This is a genomic window from Lentzea sp. NPDC005914, from assembly GCF_040629405.1.
Lineage (GTDB): Bacteria > Actinomycetota > Actinomycetes > Mycobacteriales > Pseudonocardiaceae > Lentzea.
The window spans coordinates 55,643-69,015 of sequence record NZ_JBEXVQ010000026.1 but is presented as its reverse complement, the minus strand read 5'-3'; the positions used below and the strand labels follow the sequence as shown (position 1 = coordinate 69,015).

17 protein-coding genes are annotated in these 13,373 nt (G+C 68.6%); 7 read left to right on the top strand and 10 right to left on the bottom strand.

The genetic code is table 11. The features are described from left to right. The first annotated feature begins 28 nt into the window (after window positions 1-28). Window positions 29-574, top strand: coding sequence for a helix-turn-helix domain-containing protein (locus ABZ345_RS31465; protein WP_359856637.1), 546 nt, complete (start codon window positions 29-31; stop codon window positions 572-574). Between the two features lie 12 nt (window positions 575-586). On the opposite strand, the gene ABZ345_RS31460 is transcribed toward ABZ345_RS31465, so the two are convergent. After that, window positions 587-1,354, bottom strand: a complete 768-nt coding sequence (locus tag ABZ345_RS31460; RefSeq protein ID WP_359856635.1) for a DUF4142 domain-containing protein — start codon at window positions 1,352-1,354, stop codon at window positions 587-589. Window positions 1,355-1,449: 95 nt separating this feature from the next. Between ABZ345_RS31460 and ABZ345_RS31455 the strand changes: the two genes are divergently transcribed. Beyond that, window positions 1,450-1,938, top strand: a complete 489-nt coding sequence (locus ABZ345_RS31455) for a MarR family transcriptional regulator (protein ID WP_359856632.1) — start codon at window positions 1,450-1,452, stop codon at window positions 1,936-1,938. Window positions 1,939-1,968: 30 nt separating this feature from the next. Here ABZ345_RS31455 and ABZ345_RS31450 read toward each other — a convergent pair whose 3' ends face one another. The 4 genes from ABZ345_RS31450 to ABZ345_RS31435 form a co-directional block, all read right to left on the bottom strand. Next, entirely contained in the window at window positions 1,969-2,397 is a 429-nt protein-coding gene (locus ABZ345_RS31450) for an SRPBCC domain-containing protein (protein ID WP_359856629.1), read from the bottom strand. 82 nt (window positions 2,398-2,479) lie between these two features. Then, the gene (locus tag ABZ345_RS31445) at window positions 2,480-3,544 is read right to left on the bottom strand and encodes a CU044_5270 family protein (RefSeq protein ID WP_359856626.1); all 1,065 of its coding nucleotides are present in this window, start codon (window positions 3,542-3,544) and stop codon (window positions 2,480-2,482) included. After that, window positions 3,537-4,127 (bottom strand): RNA polymerase sigma factor, encoded by a 591-nt coding sequence (locus tag ABZ345_RS31440; RefSeq protein WP_359856623.1) that lies wholly within the window; start codon window positions 4,125-4,127, stop codon window positions 3,537-3,539. The genes ABZ345_RS31445 and ABZ345_RS31440 overlap by 8 nt, the downstream gene beginning before the upstream one ends. Window positions 4,128-4,197: 70 nt before the next feature. After that, window positions 4,198-4,764 (bottom strand): GNAT family protein, encoded by a 567-nt coding sequence (locus ABZ345_RS31435; RefSeq protein WP_359856621.1) that lies wholly within the window; start codon window positions 4,762-4,764, stop codon window positions 4,198-4,200. Window positions 4,765-4,822: 58 nt separating this feature from the next. Between ABZ345_RS31435 and lexA the strand changes: the two genes are divergently transcribed. Next, complete coding sequence (lexA, locus tag ABZ345_RS31430; protein WP_359856618.1) at window positions 4,823-5,476, top strand: transcriptional repressor LexA; 654 nt, start codon at window positions 4,823-4,825, stop codon at window positions 5,474-5,476. On the opposite strand, the gene ABZ345_RS31425 is transcribed toward lexA, so the two are convergent. Continuing rightward, a complete protein-coding gene (locus tag ABZ345_RS31425) occupies window positions 5,473-6,999 on the bottom strand; it encodes a nucleotidyl transferase AbiEii/AbiGii toxin family protein (RefSeq protein ID WP_359856615.1) in 1,527 nt (508 codons plus the stop codon). The genes lexA and ABZ345_RS31425 overlap by 4 nt on opposite strands. A gap of 89 nt (window positions 7,000-7,088) precedes the next feature. On the opposite strand from ABZ345_RS31425, the gene ABZ345_RS31420 reads away from it, so the two are divergent. The 3 genes from ABZ345_RS31420 to ABZ345_RS31410 are packed head-to-tail and all read left to right on the top strand — an operon-like array spanning window position 7,089 to window position 9,333. After that, window positions 7,089-8,246, top strand: coding sequence for an LLM class flavin-dependent oxidoreductase (locus ABZ345_RS31420; protein WP_359856612.1), 1,158 nt, complete (start codon window positions 7,089-7,091; stop codon window positions 8,244-8,246). Between the two features lie 29 nt (window positions 8,247-8,275). Then, window positions 8,276-8,668 carry a MarR family transcriptional regulator gene (locus ABZ345_RS31415; protein ID WP_359856609.1) on the top strand — a complete coding sequence of 131 codons (393 nt, stop codon included), beginning with the start codon at window positions 8,276-8,278 and terminating at the stop codon, window positions 8,666-8,668. Next, a complete protein-coding gene (locus ABZ345_RS31410) occupies window positions 8,665-9,333 on the top strand; it encodes a CE1759 family FMN reductase (protein ID WP_359856606.1) in 669 nt (222 codons plus the stop codon). Before ABZ345_RS31415 ends, ABZ345_RS31410 begins: the two co-directional genes overlap by 4 nt. Here ABZ345_RS31410 and ABZ345_RS31405 read toward each other — a convergent pair. Then, entirely contained in the window at window positions 9,330-10,160 is an 831-nt protein-coding gene (locus tag ABZ345_RS31405) for an SDR family NAD(P)-dependent oxidoreductase (RefSeq protein ID WP_359856603.1), read from the bottom strand. The two genes, ABZ345_RS31410 and ABZ345_RS31405, sit on opposite strands and share 4 nt — an antisense overlap. A gap of 58 nt (window positions 10,161-10,218) precedes the next feature. On the opposite strand from ABZ345_RS31405, the gene ABZ345_RS31400 reads away from it, so the two are divergent. Then, window positions 10,219-10,875, top strand: coding sequence for a TetR/AcrR family transcriptional regulator (locus ABZ345_RS31400; RefSeq protein ID WP_359856600.1), 657 nt, complete (start codon window positions 10,219-10,221; stop codon window positions 10,873-10,875). Here ABZ345_RS31400 and ABZ345_RS31395 read toward each other — a convergent pair. The 3 genes from ABZ345_RS31395 to ABZ345_RS31385 are packed head-to-tail and all read right to left on the bottom strand — an operon-like array spanning window position 10,866 to window position 13,305. After that, on the bottom strand, window positions 10,866-11,597 hold the full coding sequence (locus ABZ345_RS31395) for an ABC transporter permease (protein ID WP_359856597.1): 732 nt from the start codon (window positions 11,595-11,597) through the stop codon (window positions 10,866-10,868). The two genes, ABZ345_RS31400 and ABZ345_RS31395, sit on opposite strands and share 10 nt — an antisense overlap. After that, the gene (locus ABZ345_RS31390; protein WP_359856595.1) at window positions 11,594-12,322 is read right to left on the bottom strand and encodes an ABC transporter ATP-binding protein; all 729 of its coding nucleotides are present in this window, start codon (window positions 12,320-12,322) and stop codon (window positions 11,594-11,596) included. The genes ABZ345_RS31395 and ABZ345_RS31390 overlap by 4 nt, the downstream gene beginning before the upstream one ends. Next, window positions 12,319-13,305: an ABC transporter substrate-binding protein gene (locus ABZ345_RS31385; RefSeq protein WP_359856593.1), complete on the bottom strand. Its 987-nt coding sequence runs from the start codon at window positions 13,303-13,305 to the stop codon at window positions 12,319-12,321. Before ABZ345_RS31385 ends, ABZ345_RS31390 begins: the two co-directional genes overlap by 4 nt. Window positions 13,306-13,373: the final 68 nt, after the last annotated feature.

Below are 13,373 nucleotides of genomic sequence, written 5' to 3'. Positions count from 1 at the left end.
CTAACGAAACTCACTGTAGCATCGCCGCATGACCCGCGCCGCCCAAGCCGAACGCACCCGCGCTCATATCCTCGTCACGGCGCGCCGGTTGTTCGCGAGCCACGGGTACGACGCGACGTCGCTGCAGACGATCGCGGACGAGATGGACGTGACGAAGGCGAACGTCTACTACTACTTCCGCACCAAGTCCGCGATCCTGGAAGCGTTGCTGGACAACAGCATCACGTTCTTCCAACAGCTCCTCGACGAGACCGCGAGGATCAAGGGCAAGCGGGCGCGCACCGAGCACCTGGTCGCTGGGTTCGTCGACCAGGTCGTGGCGAACAGGGCGTTGTCACCGCTCGGCCAGACGGATCCGAGCGTGCGCCGCAACGAGCGGATCAACGCGGGCCTCGACGAGCTGGCGCACAAGGCGATGCGGCTGCTCTACGGCGACGAGCCGACCGACGACCAGAAGGCCGCGTGGTTCCTCGCGAGCGACGTCGGCCCGGTGATCGCGGGCCTGCGTCACCTGACCGACGACGAGCTGCGCGAGGTGCTCAGGCGGCTGTGCCTGCGGGTGCTGAAGGTGTGAGGACGTCCAAAGCTAAGGGTGCATCTTGCGACTGCTCCGCCCGCCGCTCCACAGCCAGATCCCGGCCACGACGGCCGCCACGACACCCAGCCCGAGCAGGCCGTCGGGAATGCCGTCGTCCTGCTGCTGCTGCGCGGAGTTCTGCGGAACGACCGGCTCCGGCACACGCGGCGGCAGCGAGGGCCCGGCCGAGGAAGGCTGCGCGACCAGCGCCAGCGGGATCGCCTCGGTGTCGTTGAAGTCGACCAGCCCAGTGGCCTCGAGCACCGTCATGTGGTCGAGCACGGTCTCCATGCAGACCTTGGCGTAGTCGCGGATCGCCGTGTTGCGCGTGCCGGTGCGCACGGTGGCCAGGAACTTGTAGACCACGCCGTGCGCGGCGCGAAGCCGGTTCGCGAAGACCTTGTCGAACTCGGCACTGCGAGCGGGCGCGGCCGTCATCTCGTTCAGCCAGCCCTGCTGCGACTCGTTGGGCTGCGTGGGCAACTGCACGTTGAACGTGCGCGCGAGCTCGACGGTCCGCCGGTCCAGGTCGGCGTGCCCCTCGATCAGGTGACGCCCGGCCTCCTGCACCTTCGGGTTGGCCGACTTCTCGAGCCCCATCCGGCCGGCGGGGCCCTCCCACAACCCGGCGAGCGCCACCTTCTGGAGCAGGTCGCGCCCCGCCGGTCCCATCGGGCCGAACGCGGTGGGGACGTAGTCGGGCCCCAGGTCCTTCTGCGCGAACGCGGGTGGCGCACCGACCAGGAGGACGAGCAGGGTGATGAGCAGTATCCGCATGCCGGGAGGTACGGACAGACGACGGGGCCGCGTCCGTTGCACAGTGCAATGGTTATCGGTTCGTTATCAAAGACCGACCCTGTAGAACTAACCGGATGAGTGATGTCGACGACCTGACCGACGCGGTCCTCACCGCGTCCCGCCTGCTGATCGCCGTGTCGGCACGCTCGCTGGCGGCCGTCGAGGAGACGCTCACGCTGCCCCAGCTCCGGATGCTCGTTCTGCTCGAGAGCCGCGGGCCCATGAAGCTCACCGCGCTCGCCGACCTCCTCGAGGTCAACCCGTCCACGGCGAAGCGCATGATCGACCGGCTGATCACGTCCGGCATGGCCGACCGCGAGCCGAACCCCGTCACGAAACGCGAGGTCGTGGTCGTGGCGAGCGAGGAAGGCCGCCGCGTCGTCGGCGAGGTGATGACGCGCAGGCGGGCCGAGATCAGCACGATCGTGGCGCGCATGCCCGAGCACCTCCGGCACGGTCTGGTCGAAGCACTGACGGCGTTCACCGACGCCGGCGGTGAACCCCGCTGGTCAGCCCGCGACGAGACGCCGGAGCGGACCCGCGACCGCGCGAAGGTCGACTGACGAGTCCAACGCGCGGTTCACGAGCCCAACTCAGCTTTCGGCCCTCTTCTGGAACGCGGCGAGCACCTCGGGCCAGCCACCCTTGTTGTCCTCCAGGGCCTTCGCCCGCAGCTCCTCCGACCCGGCCAGCGCCGCGAACCCGCTCTCCACCACGCGCAGCCGCGTCCCCGTCCCCTCGGGCGTGAGGGTGAACTCGACCAGCGTGGTGTTGTCCGCGCTCAGCTCCGCGCCACCGAACGCGCTGGCCCAGCGGTACGACACGTAGGTCCGCGGCGTCACGGTCTCGACCCGCACCGGGAAGTCGCCGTAGGTGTCGTTCTTGCACAGCGTCGTCTCACCCTCGACGGCCGTGCCGGACGGCGTGGAGGCCACCCACCACCCCGGCTCGGTCACCAGCTGCCAGACGCGCTCCGGCGTCGCCTCGATCAGGGTCTCGCGTTCGATCCGATCCACGGTCACGACCAGCTCCCCACATCCGCCAATAAGTGCAACCCCAGAGTTGCACATCCCCCGATGATGTGCAACTTCAGGGTTGCATGTTTTACGAGCGGGCGCCGAGCGAGCCGACCACCGCGGACGTCACCGCGGACGAGCTGCGGACGGTGCCCTTCTCCAGGCCGCCCTTCTCCTGCGGCTGGTCCTCGGCGACGACCTCACGGGTGCCGATGAAGTCACCGTTGGCCGGGTCGATGATGATCTCGGTGAAGTCGTCGTAGTACTTCATGCCGAGCGCGACCCCCTCCTTGCCGTCGAGGTTCGCCCGCTTGTCGGTCACCACCAGACCGGGCAGCAGCGCGAGCGCACGGAAGATGTTCGCGCGCGCCTCGGCGGGGTACTGGCCCGTCCGCAGCGCTTCGAGAGCCGAGATGAACGCGCCCGCATCCTCGGCGTGGCCGTCCTCCCTGAGCATGGCCAGCAGTTGCTTCGGATCCTTCGGCAGCGCGGCGATGAACTCCGCCGTCGGGTTGTGGAACGACGCCTCGGTGCAGCGGTCCGGCTGGCCCTCGGCGAAGTAGGAGTACTTGCCGCACTTGCCGCGGAACTCCTCGCCGTCCTTGAACGGCGTGGCCGCGTCCGGATTGCCGTTCCCCTCGTGGCCGGGCACCCACCTCACCGAGTTGATCTTGTTCTTGAGCATCCACTCGTCCCGGAAGTCCGCGGGAATCCACTGCTCCTGGACGAAGTCGGAGGACGAGGCCCTGGCGGACTCCCCCAGCTCGATCATGATGCCCTCGTACCGGGTCCGCACGTACCGGAACTGGCCGGGGCCGACCGGGTGGTCGACGACCCGGGCAGCGAGGTCCGCGGCCTTGATCAGCTCCTCGGCCGCGGTCGCCGAGGTGCCACCCGTGTCGACGGTCAGCGCTCCCAGGCCACCCGCGGTCAGCACGCCCACGGCGGCCGCGGCGGCGAGCCAGCGGACACGGCGGCGCGGCCGGTGTTCGGCGCCCACGGCGACGGGTTCTTCGATAACGCGCGCCTTCAACGCGGCGGCCAGCGCGTTCCGGCCCGCGGCGACGTCGAACTGGACGGGCTCCTCGCCGGCACGGGTCAGCGCGGCGTCGAGCACTCGGTCGAGGGTCTCGGGCTTGGTCGGCTCAGACATGGCTGTCCTCGGAAAAGTTGTGGTCGGTCGCGGCGAGGCGGGTGCGCAGGCGGGCGCGGCCGCGGTGCAGCCTGGTGCGCACGGTGGCCACCGGGAGGTCGAGCGCCACGGCGATCTCGGCCGGTGTGAAGTCCGCCCACGCGTGCAGCAGCAGCACCTCGCGTTCTTCGACGCGCAGTTCCGCGAGCCAGCCGGTGAGCGGCCCGGCGAGCACGTCCGCGTCCGCCGAGGCGCTCACCCGGTCGCCGATGTCGGCCTCGTCGGTGCGGGCCGCGTGAGCCTTGCTCCACGCGCGCAACTTGCGTTCCTCGGCCCGTACATGGCCGCGCAGCAGGTTCGTCGCCACGCCGTAGAGCCACGCACGCACGGCGTCAGGTTCGTAGACCTGCCCGGCGCGTTGGTCCCACAGCACGAGAAAGGCCTCGGAGACCACGTCCTGCGCGGTGTCGGCACCGACCCGCCTGGCCACGTAGCGGTGCAGCCGTTCGGCCGTGGACTCGTAGAGGGTCAGCAGCGCGGCCTCGTCCAGCACGCCGGGCGCCTCGTCAGGTGTCAGCGCCACGGGCGCCACGTCGCTTCGCACTTCCCTACCTGACCGCAGGCCCCAGGAGCGTTCCCGGCTTGTGCTCACCGCCACATCGTGCGGGCCGCGATCAGATCTCGCTCGGGTACGGGTGCCGGGCGGCGAACTCGGGAGCGGTCATGCCGAACAGCACCGCGTCGTGGTGGCGGCCGGCGAAGAACTCGTGGTTGCGCAGCCTGCCCTCCTCCGTGAAGCCGAGCTTGCGGTGGAACGCGAGCGAGGGCTCGTTGAACGCCCACACGCCCGCCTCGCACTTGTGGAACCGCCGCTCGCCGAACATGAAGCGCAGCAGCAACGGCACCGCGTCCGAGCCGTAGCCGCGTCCTTTGTGCTCACTGCCGATCGCGATGCCGTACCCGAACCGGCCCGCGCGGTAGTCCAGGAAGAACGCCGACACCGACCCCACGAGCACGCCGTCCGCCAGCGACTCGATCGCGAGCTGGAACTTGTCGCCGTCCGGCTTCTTGAGCGCGGCCTGCTCGGCCCACTCGCGTTGCCTCGCGGCCGAGAACGGCTGCTCGATCCGGTGCGACCTGCGCATGTCGTCGGTGTCCTCGTCGAACTTCCGGAACGCCTCCCAGTCCTCCGGTTCGATGCCGCGCAGCCGTACGAGATTCCCCACCCAGAATGAGCTCATCGCCTGATCAAACGACCACCCGTTCGTGTCCGGCAACCGGATTACTACTATCAGCCCGGTGACCGCCTACGACGATCTTGAACTCGACACGACGGTGCTGCCGGAACGCCAGCAGAGGATCCTGGTCGCCATCCGCGACTGGGTGGTAGAGCACGGCTACTCCCCCAGCACCCGCGAGATCGGCGACGCGGTCGGCCTGAAGTCGTCCTCCAGCGTCTCCAAGCACCTGTCAGCGTTGGAGGACAAGGGTTTCCTCAAGCGCGGCCCGTCGGTGACGCGGCCGATGGACGTGCGGGTCTTCCTGCACGAGACGGCGGTCGCGCAGCTGTCCGACGACTCGATCTCGGTGCCGGTCGTCGGTGACATCGCCGCCGGCACGCCGATCTCCGCCATCGAACACGTCGACGACGTGCTGAGCCTGCCGCGCGGCCTGGTCGGGCGCGGCAGCAACGTGTTCGCGCTGCGCGTGCGCGGTGACTCGATGATCGACGCCGCGATCTGCGACGGCGACATGGTCGTGATCCAGCAGGCGCAGGAGGCCTACAGCGGGCAGATCGTCGCCGCGATGATCGACGAGGAGGCGACGGTCAAGGTGTACCAGCGCCGCAACGGCCACGTGTTCCTCGAGCCGCGCAACCCGGACTACCCGGTGATCGACGGCGACAAGGCCGTCATCCTCGGCATCGTCGTGTCGGTGCTCAGGAGCGTCTAGGCCAGGGCGGCCGCGATCCGTTGCAGCAGAGCCTGTTCGTCGGCTTTGGTGACCGGTAGCTCGCTGGGCGCGTTGTCCCAGTCGACGTGATCCAGCTCCAGCACGGACTTCCGGTCGAAGTCGAGTGCTCGGGCACCCAGCTCCGGTTCCAGCAGGTCGATGACGAGACCGGTGTTCACCGTGGTGCGCTCGGCAAGCAGCGCGGCGTCGTAGAGGTCCTTGGCCTGCGGGTAGCTGTCCGTGACGAGCCATTGGAGCTTCCACGCGAGGGAGAGCTCCTGGTTCGCGGCGAGCAGCGTCGTGCCGGCGATCTGGAGCGGCTCGGGTTCGAGGGGCAGGTCCTCGTTGAACACGAAGTCCAGCTGGATCGCGCCCTGCGGCAGCCCCTCGACGTCGAACGGGAGCACCAGCCGCCGTCCTGGCACCCGCTCGTAGGTCCAGATGTGCTCGGTGGAGTACTCCTCCGCCTTGAGGCCGGGACCGGGGTCGATGTCGACGTGCGCGACGAGGTCGTTGATCAGCCGCTCCGCCTGGGGCCCGTCGAACGCGAGGTCGTGCGGGACGACCACGAAGTCGAGGTCACCGGGTTCTCGCGCGGCGTCGCCGAACCACTCCCGCATGAGCACGCTGCCGCGCAGCACGAGGCTGCCGTACCACATCGACTCCTCGCCGATCAGGTACAGGATGTGCGCCATCGCCTTGCGCCGCGTGTCGAGCCACCGCGCGCCCTGCTCCGGGTCGCCGAACCGCGGGTCGCCGCCCCGGAACGCGTGGTTGAAGTGCTTGAGCGCCGGGTCGAACACCGCGCGCTGCGTGATGTCGTGGCCCGGTTTGAGCACGAGCGGCCGGTAGGTGTCCGGGAAACCACTCTCCCCTGCCGGTGCCTGCCGCAGCCGTTCGTCCAGGCTGTGTGCGGTCTTCCCGTGGATCCAGCCGTTGTCGATGTGCAGCGCGTCGTCGTCGACGACGTACTCCTCCTCGACCTCGAGCACCTCGAACTCTCCGAGGCCCGCGAGCAGCGCCTGCAGTCTCGACTGGGCCGTGGCCCGCCCGACGCCGAAGCACCGCTGCGTGATGAACCGCTCCATCGAACCGTCGTCGTACATCCGGCGGGCGTTGCGCGAGATGTGCGCGTCATGCCCTTCGACCGCCTTGAAGACGCGTGCGTGCCAGTCGTGCCACTGCCCCGTCATCAGCACTTTGACGTGGTGCTCGAAGTACAGCGCGGGATCGGCCTCGTCATCGGTCCGCGGCACGCCGTCGTTCCACGGCGCGGCCTCGATCTTGATCCGGACCACGAACAGCTCGGCCTCGAGCACCCTCCGCCGCCACTCCTCGGCCAGCGCCCGGACCTCGTCGAGCGTGCCCTGCGCACCGATCGTCAGCATCGGCTGCGACGGCACGTCACCGCGGTGCAGTTCGATGTGGCTGAACTTGAGCCCGTGCCGCTCGGCGAACTCCCCCAGCTCGTCCACCTGCCACTCCGAGCCCGTCAGATGCAGCTCGAACTCGCCCGCGTACATGTGATCAGCGTAGTGGGAATAGTCCGGCGGCCCGTGCGTTAAAGTAGATGCAAACGCATAGAACTCGAGGATCGAAGGAGGCGGCTGCCGTGCAGTTCGGAATCTTCTCGGTGAGCGACATCACCAGGGACCCGGTGAGCGGCGAGACCCCCAGCGAGGCCGAGCGGATCGACGCGATCGTGCAGATCGCCGAGAAGGCCGAGGAGGTCGGGCTCGACGTGTTCGCGATCGGCGAGCACCACAACCCGCCGTTCTTCTCGTCCGCGCCCACCACGCTGCTCTCGCACATCGCGGCGAAGACCAAGAAGCTGATCGTCAGCACCGCGACGACGCTGATCACCACGAACGACCCGGTGCGCATCGCCGAGGAGTACGCGATGCTGCAGCACCTGTCGAAGGGCCGCATGGACCTGATGCTGGGCCGCGGCAACACCGCGCCGGTGTACCCGTGGTTCGGTCAGGACATCCGGCAGAGCCTGCCGCTGGCGCTGGAGAACTACAACCTCCTGCACCGGTTGTGGCGCGAGGACGTCGTGGACTGGGAAGGCAAGTTCCGCACGCCGTTGCAGGGCTTCACCTCGACGCCGCGGCCGTTGGACGACCTGCCGCCGTTCGTGTGGCACGGGTCGATCCGCACGCCGGAGATCGCGGAGCAGGCTGCCTTCTACGGTGACGGCTTCTTCGCGAACAACATCTTCTGGCCGAAAGAGCACTACATGCGGCTGATCAAGTTCTACCGCCAGCGGTACGCGCACTACGGCCACGGCACGGAGAAGCAGGCCATCGTCGGCCTCGGCGGTCAGGCCTACATCGCGAAGCGGTCGCAGGACGCGCTCAAGGAGTTCCGTCCGTACTTCAACGAGGCTCCGGTCTACGGGCACGGGCCGAAGATGGAGGACTTCATGGAGATGACGCCTCTGTCGGTCGGCAGCCCGCAGGAGGTCATCGACAAGACGCTGACCTTCCGCGAGCACTTCGGCGACTACCAGCGCCAGATGTTCCTGATGGACCACGCCGGCCTGCCGCTGAAGATGGTCCTGAACCAGCTGGACCTGCTCGGCGAGGAGGTCGTTCCGGTGCTGCGCAAGGAGATGGAGTCGCGCCAGGACCCGGAGACCGCCAAGCCGCCGACGCACGCCCTGCGCGTCAAGGAGAAGTACGGCGACCAGCCCGCCCGCCAACCCAAGCCGAACGCCAACCGGGGTGACAACGTCACGGGTGGCTCGCCGTACCAGGACAACCAGTGACGCGAGCGAACGAGGCGTGGGAGTCTCTGATGAGGGCCTACGCCGTGCTGATGAAGCAGTTCAACGCGGAGGACGTCTGGGGCGACCTGACGATGCGGGAGTACGACGTCCTCTACACGTTGTCCAAGTGCGACGGTCCACTGCGGATGAGTGAGCTGAACCGCCACGTGCTGCTCAGCCAGCCCGCCCTGTCCCGCATGGTCGACCGCCTGGTCGACCGCGGGCTGGTGGAGCGCTGCACGGACCCCGGTGACCGCCGGGGTGTGCGCCTGTCGCTCACCCCGGAAGGTCGCAAGACCCAGCGGGAGATCGGCCGCCCGCACGCTCGCAGCGTCACCCGCGCGTTGAACGTCCTTACGCCAGAAGAACTCGAACAGCTCGCCGTGATCACCGCAAAACTCGCGGGGAACGAGGAGAAATGACCACCCAGAAGCAGCTCGTGATCGTGTCCGCCGGCACGAGCGACCCGTCGTCCACGCGGTTGCTCGCCGACCGCGTCGCCCAGCGCGTGGCGACGCTCGGGCTCGGCAAGGAGCTCACCGTCGGCATCAAGACGGTCGAGCTGCGCGAGCTGGCCGGCGAGATCGCGAACGCGTTGGTGTCCAACCACATCGGCCCGAAGCTGCAGAAGGCGATCGACGCCCTGCAGCACGCCGACAGCATCGTCGCCAGCACCCCGGTCTACAAGGCGGGCGCGAGCGGCCTGTTCACGTCGTTCTTCCAGATCCTGGACAACGACCTGCTGATCGCGAAGCCCGTCGTGCTCGCCGCGACCGCCGGCACGGCCCGGCACGCACTCGTGGTCGACGACCAGATGCGCGGCCTGTTCGCCTACCTGCGGACGATCGTGGTGCCGACGTCGCTGTTCGCCGCGACCGAGGACTGGACCGACCCCGGACTGAACAAGCGGATCGACCGCGCGGCCCTCGAACTGGTGGCGCTCATGGCCTCCGCGTTCGAGAAGACGGTGCGCGACGAGTCGTGGGGCCGCTACCAGCACGAGTTCGGCAGCGCGGGCGGCACCGAGCTGTCGATCGACCTCGACTCGGACCTGATGAAGCTCGCCGCGGGCGGTTCCGCGAGCTAGAAGTCCGCACCGCGCGAGAGCGTCTCGTGCGCGCGGAGTTCCACCAGCGCGTTCTCGTGCATGGCCACGGCGGCGTCGTACGCGGCGCCGCCGAGCACGATCCGGTGCGGCGGCTCGGGTGCGTTCATCGCACTGAGGACCGCCCGCACTCCTCGTTCCGGATCACCCGGCTGCTTGCCGTCCTGGTCCGCGAACGTCGTCCGGATTCCTTCCACCAGACCGAGGTAGGCGTCGACGGTCTCGCGGACCGGCTCGTCCTGGAAACCGGCGTAAGCCTTGGTGCGGAACGATCCCGGCTCGACCACCAGCACCCGCACGCCGAACGGCTCGACCTCCTGGCGCAGCGTCTCCGACAGCCCTTCGAGGGCGAACTTCGCAGCCGAGTAGTAGCCGAACCCCGGCACGCCGACGAGTCCGGCCAGGGACGACATGGTCACGATCCACCCACTGCCTCGCCGGCGCATGCCCGGCAGCACCGCCCGCAGCACCTCGACCACCGCGAAGAGGTTCAGGTCGAACGTGCGCCGGATCGTCTCGCCGACCGACCCCTCCACCGAGCCGTACCAGCCGCGGCCCGCGTTGTTCACGAGCACGTCGATCCCGCCGAACCGTTCCTCGGCCGCTGCGACGGCCGTTCGCACCTGCTCGGCGTCAGTGACGTCGAGGGGCAGGACCAGCACGCGGTCACCGTGCCCCGCGGCCCATTCCCGCAGCTCATCGGGGCGACGCACGGTAACGGCGACCTGATCGCCCTGCTCCAGCGCAGCGTCGGCGTAGGCCAGGCCGAACCCGCCGGGCGTCCCTCCGGTGATGAACCAGGTCCTCATCGCACTTCTCCCATCGCTATAGCAATCTATGTAGCGCTATATACGCTACTGTAGCGACATGCAGAACGCACGGGACCGGCTGCTGCTCGCGGCGGCCGAACTGCTGGACGGTGGCGGCACGGTGTCGACGAGAGCCGTGTGCGAACGAGCCGGGGTGCAGGCGCCAACGCTGTACCACCACTTCGGCAGCAAGCAGGGGCTGATCGACGCTGTGCTCAACCACGGCTTCACCCAGTACGTCGCGGTGGAGAGCTCCGGCGACCCGCTCGGCGACCTGCGGGAGGGCTGGGACAGGCACGTGCGGTTCGGGCTGGAGCACCCGTCGTTCTACGGGCTGCTCTACGGCCGGGTCGAACTGGGAAAGCCGTGCGCCGTAACGGCTCCCGCCCACGCCGCGCTGCGCGACAGGTTCACCGAGGCCGCTCGCGAAGGCCTGCTCACCGCGCCGCCGGACGACGCCGCGGAACAGCTGCTCGCCGCGAACGTCGGCGTCACGCTGACCCTGATCGCCCAGCCCGAGCCGGACTTCGGCCTGTCCGAACGCGTCCGCGAGGCCGCGCTCGCCGGGGTGATGCGCGGCACGAAAGCCGAGGCACCGACCCGCGCGAACGCCGCCCTCACCCTGCGGGCCCTGGTCGACGCGGACCCGGCAGACCTGTCGCCGGGCGAACGCGCGTTGCTCGGCGAACTGCTGGACCGGCTGGCTCAGGCGTAGGGCAGCACCTTCTTCTCCACGTAGGACAAGCCGTAGAACAGGCCGACGCTGATGATCGCGAGCAGGGTCATCGCCGCGAACGCCAGCGCGGTGTCGGCGCTCGCACCGGACGTGTAGATCACGTAGCCCAGTCCGGCGCGGGCACCGACGAACTCGGCGATCACCGCCCCGATCACGGCCAGCGAGATCGCCACCTTCAGCCCGACGAAGACCTGCGGCAGGGCATATCTGAGCCGCAGCTTGAAGAACTCCTGGCCGCGGGTGGCGTCGAGCGACCGGAACAGCTCCACCAGTTCCGACGGCGTCGACTTCATGCCGGACGCGGTCGAGATGACGATCGGGAAGACGCACACCAGCACGACCATCAGCACCTTCGACTCGATGCCGAACCCGAACCACACCACCACGATCGGCGCGAGGGCGACCTTCGGCACGGAGTTGAGCGCCACCAGCAGCGGGTAGAACATCCGCTCCATGATCTTCGAGCCGACGATCAGCAGTGCGATCGGCACACCGGCCACAATGGACACTCCGAACCCGAACACGGCCTCCTGCAAGGTGACCAGCGTCTGTTCGAGCAGGTAGCCCGGCAGCTCGACGAACGACGCGACGACGTCCGGCGGTGACGGTACGAGGAACGAGTCGATGCCGAAGACGATCGTCGCGAGCCACCAGAGCCCGATGATCGCGAGCAGACCCAGTACCGGCAGCACTGTCTTCACGCGGTCACCTCGCTCAGCAACGCGCGGAGTTCCCGGCTGACCTCGTCCAGTTCGGCCTGTCCCAGCGCACGGGGCCGGGGCAGGGCGACGTCGACGATCTTGTGGATCCGGCCGGGACGCGGGCTGAGCACCACGATCCGGTCGGCGAGCAGCACAGCCTCGTCGATGGAGTGCGTGACGAACACGACCGTGCGCGGCAGCTCCAGCTGAACCCGTTGCAGCTCCTCGGAAAGCTCGGTGCGGGTGATGGCGTCCAGAGCGGAGAACGGTTCGTCCATCAGCATCACCCGCGGGCTCTGGATCAGCGACCGGCACAGCGACACCCGCTGCTGCATCCCGCCGGACAGCTCGTCCGGCAGCCGTTTCTCGAACCCCGCCAAGCCCACGAGTGCGAGCAACTCGTGGGCGCGATCCCGATGATCACCGAGGCCGAAGATCTCGACCGGCAGCAGCACGTTGGACAGCACCGACCGCCACGGCAGCAACGCCGGCCGCTGGAACATGACCGAGACGTCACGCCGTGGCTTGGTCACTTCCTCGCCGGCCACGAAGATCCGGCCCTCGGTCGGCGTCAGCAGCCCGGCGATCAGGCGCAGCAAGGTGGACTTGCCGCAGCCCGACCGCCCGATCACCGCGACGAACTCGTGCTCGCCGACCTCCAGGTCGATGCCCGCCAAGGCGTCGACCGTCCCGAAGCTCTGCGAGACCTGCTCGACCGTGATCACTTCGGGGCGAGCCCGAACATCGCGAGGTCATCCGGCTTCACCGACCCGTCGGGGATCGCGCCCGCGTCCACGAGCGTGCGGACGATCTTCTGGACACGCGCTTCGGTCAGCCCTCCGACCCGGCCGCTGTATCCGTCCGGCTTGACGTAGGGCGCCATCAGCCCGACCTCGGTGCCGGCCACGCCTGCGTCCTGGGTCGGCTGGTACTTCTTGAGGATCGGCCCGACCTCGTCCGGGTGGGCGATCGCGTACTCCAGCCCCCTGAGCAAGGCGTTCATGAAGTTCGAAGCCTGCGGTGCCTTGTTCAGCCCGTAGTCCTTCGACGTCACCAGCACGTTGCCGTAGAGATCGGGAACCAGGTCGCCGTACGGCAGCACGACCGCCTTCTTGCCCTTCGCCGCCGCCTCGATCAACGGCTTGCCGACGACGAACTGCCCGATCCCGTCGACCTGCCCTGCTGCGAGCAGCTGCGGCAGTGCGGGTGGAGCGGACGGTACGAACTCGACCTTTGCCGGATCGATGCCCGCCGCCTTGGCGTAGACCGGGAACATGACCTGGTTCGTCGAGCCGGGCTGGTCACCGATCTTCTTGCCGACCAGGTCCGCGGGCTTCGAGATCCCGTTGCCCTCCAGCGCGACGATGGCGGCGAGTGACTTCTGGTGGATGGCCGCGATCGCGGTGACCGGCAGCTTCTCCTTCGCCACGGTGATCGCGGTGGCGGTGAAATCGGCGATGCCGAAGTCGGCACGACCGGCCGCGACCAGCTTCAGCACGTCGACGCTGCCGGTGCCCGGCGTGATGGTGACGTCGAGCCCGGCCTGTTCGAAGTAGCCCTTCTCCTTCGCCACGTACACGTACGCGTCCCGGCCGAAGGTGTTGAACGACGTCAGATAGTTGACCTTCTGCAGGTTGACGTGCTCTGCCTGCCCCGCGCAGCCCGCGACGGCCAACCCGATGAGCAGTGCTGAAACCGCTTTCCGCATGATCCCTCCCCCGAAGGCGCCCTCCTGGTCGAACATAGAGGTCCGGGGAAGAGCAGCGGGAGGTGCGC

Excerpts from the sequence above, each read along its gene's own strand:
- ABZ345_RS31400 (WP_359856600.1), top strand. The coding sequence starts at position 10,219 with ATGCAGAACGCACGGGACCGGCTGCTGCTCGCGGCGGCCGAACTGCTG.
- ABZ345_RS31435 (WP_359856621.1), bottom strand. The coding sequence starts at position 4,764 with ATGAGCTCATTCTGGGTGGGGAATCTCGTACGGCTGCGCGGCATCGAA.
- ABZ345_RS31465 (WP_359856637.1), top strand. The coding sequence starts at position 29 with ATGACCCGCGCCGCCCAAGCCGAACGCACCCGCGCTCATATCCTCGTC.
- ABZ345_RS31385 (WP_359856593.1), bottom strand. The coding sequence starts at position 13,305 with ATGCGGAAAGCGGTTTCAGCACTGCTCATCGGGTTGGCCGTCGCGGGC.
- ABZ345_RS31410 (WP_359856606.1), top strand. The coding sequence starts at position 8,665 with ATGACCACCCAGAAGCAGCTCGTGATCGTGTCCGCCGGCACGAGCGAC.
- ABZ345_RS31405 (WP_359856603.1), bottom strand. The coding sequence starts at position 10,160 with ATGAGGACCTGGTTCATCACCGGAGGGACGCCCGGCGGGTTCGGCCTG.
- ABZ345_RS31460 (WP_359856635.1), bottom strand. The coding sequence starts at position 1,354 with ATGCGGATACTGCTCATCACCCTGCTCGTCCTCCTGGTCGGTGCGCCA.
- ABZ345_RS31455 (WP_359856632.1), top strand. The coding sequence starts at position 1,450 with ATGAGTGATGTCGACGACCTGACCGACGCGGTCCTCACCGCGTCCCGC.
- ABZ345_RS31415 (WP_359856609.1), top strand. The coding sequence starts at position 8,276 with ATGAGGGCCTACGCCGTGCTGATGAAGCAGTTCAACGCGGAGGACGTC.
- ABZ345_RS31445 (WP_359856626.1), bottom strand. The coding sequence starts at position 3,544 with ATGTCTGAGCCGACCAAGCCCGAGACCCTCGACCGAGTGCTCGACGCC.
- ABZ345_RS31425 (WP_359856615.1), bottom strand. The coding sequence starts at position 6,999 with ATGTACGCGGGCGAGTTCGAGCTGCATCTGACGGGCTCGGAGTGGCAG.